Origin of the sequence: Aquidulcibacter sp., from assembly GCF_049239865.1 — a bacterium.
Taxonomy (GTDB): domain Bacteria; phylum Pseudomonadota; class Alphaproteobacteria; order Caulobacterales; family Aquidulcibacteraceae; genus Aquidulcibacter.
This window is the reverse complement of the sequence record NZ_JBMLTR010000093.1, coordinates 1-1,967: the sequence shown is the minus strand read 5'-3', so window position 1 is coordinate 1,967 and position 1,967 is coordinate 1. Positions and strand designations below refer to the sequence as shown.

The window sequence follows — 1,967 nt, the reverse complement described above, 5'->3', positions numbered from 1 at the left end:
CGCCAGCATTCGCCGGTGGTACCGGCATGCCTTGGGAAGGTCCCCTTCAACAAGTCGTCGGAAGCTTTACGGGTCCCGTGGCCCAGGCAGGTGGCGTCATTGCTGTGACCATATTTGGTCTGGGTGTAGCCTTCTCTGAATCAGGTTCCGGCCTCCGGCGCGGCGTGTCGATTCTGTTTGGTGTCGCGATTGCCTTTGCAGCAGCAAGCTTCTTCATGGGCTTCTTTGGTTTTGGTGGCGGGGCAGTGATCGGCTAATCAAGCGATCCCAAACCCGATTTGAAAGGACGCTCCGATGCGTGCATTTCATCCTGATCGACCCGAAGGCTATGAACTGCCTCTCGCGGGGTCCCTAACCCAGCCGATCCTGCTCGCAGGTCTGCCGCGCGAATATGCGATCCTGATGGGAACATTGGCTCTGGTTTTGGGTCTTGCCCTCAAGCTTTGGTGGCTTGGCCTGATCTGGTGGGGTGTCGCGCACGCCATAGGACTTTGGTGCGCCAAAACCGATCCGAAATTCTTGGATGTCTTGAGGCGGCACCTATCGCTACCAGGGTATTTTGGGGCCTGATCGGCCAGCTTCTGGCCCGATCACCTCAAGCCCAATTTCCAACCTGCAATTCTAACCAAAGCTTGGGGCCGTGCCGCCCGGGAGTGAGAAGTCATGCGCTTTCTGGATGAATATCGGAAAAAGCCGATCAGCCTTGCTGACCATTTGCCATGGGCTGCACTCGTGGCTCCGGGCGTGATCCTGAACAAGGATGGCAGTTTCAGTGCTTGCGTGCGTTTTCGTGGCCCAGATCTTGAAAGCTCAACGCCAGAAGAACTGATGGCGGTTCGAGCGCGCCTCAATAATATGTTGAGGCGCCTAGGCACTGGCTGGTGCCTTCATCTGGAAGCCCGTCGAAGGGCAGCAGACCCCTACCCGCATACTGAGATTGCCACACCGATCGCGTGGCTGGTTGATCAGGAGCGACGGGCACTATTTGATGAAGCTGGCAATTCGTTCGAGACCGATCATGTCGCGACCCTGACCTGGCTGCCTCCTCCCGATGAAGCGCGCCGCGCCCAGAGCTTTCTCTTCGAGAACCGCGCCACCAATGCCACTCGCGATTGGCGCGAGACGCTGGCTTTATTCGAGCGCGAGATCGGCATTCTCGTGGATCTGATAGCCGACGCACTGCCCGAAGCAGGCCTGATGTCGGATGAAGAGACGCTCACCTATCTGCACTCAACAATTTCCACCAAAGACCATTCTATCGCGGTCCCTGAAACTCCAGTCTTTCTGGACGCGCAATTAGCCGATACCGCCCTTCAAGGTGGTATAGCGCCCAAACTCGGCTCCCAACATCTGCGCGTCGTTGGCGTGCGCTCGTTTCCAGCCAAGACATTGCCAGGCCTGCTCGACGCGCTTGGCCAATTGCCCTTCACCTATCGCTGGGTAGCCCGCTGGATTGCACTCGATAAAGCCGGAGCCGAGACCGAACTCCTGAGATTACGCAAGCGCTGGTTTGCTAAGCGAAAAGGCATTGGCACGCTGATGCGCGAGGCCATCACCAAGGAAGATGTGCCGCTGGTTGATACTGATGCAGCTGCCAAGACGGACGAATGTGATGGAGCACTAGAAGCACTCGGCGCGGAAGTCTGTGCCTTTGGTTATCTGACCCTGACCGTTACGGTGATGGACAGGCTTGAACTTAGAGCAATCGATAAGGCGCGCGCAATTGAGGCAAGCCTCAATGCGCAGGGCTTTGTAGCCGCAACAGAAGACCTCAATGCTGTTGAAGCTTGGCTGGGGAGCTTGCCGGGCGAACCTTATGCCGATGTCCGCCGGCCTATGATCTCGACGCTCAACCTCTGCGACCTCTTGCCCATCTCGGCAGTTTGGGCTGGGCCTTCAGAAGATAGTCATCTCGCTGCTCCGCCTTTATTGATTGCCGAGACCTCGGGCGCAACGCCGTTCAGACT

The 1,967-nt window shown here is 57.5% G+C and carries 2 protein-coding genes and 1 pseudogene; all 3 read left to right on the top strand.

Annotated elements, in window-relative coordinates; all coding sequences use genetic code 11:
- On the top strand, positions 1-257 hold a 257-nt coding region (locus ACOVRA_RS06945; protein ID WP_421719643.1), incomplete at its 5' end, for a TrbC/VirB2 family protein.
- Positions 258-294: 37 nt separating this feature from the next.
- Positions 295-570, top strand: a complete 276-nt coding sequence (locus ACOVRA_RS06940) for a VirB3 family type IV secretion system protein (protein WP_421719642.1) — start codon at positions 295-297, stop codon at positions 568-570.
- Between the two features lie 93 nt (positions 571-663).
- Positions 664-1,967, top strand: a pseudogene (locus tag ACOVRA_RS06935) (conjugal transfer protein TrbE); the annotation flags it as partial.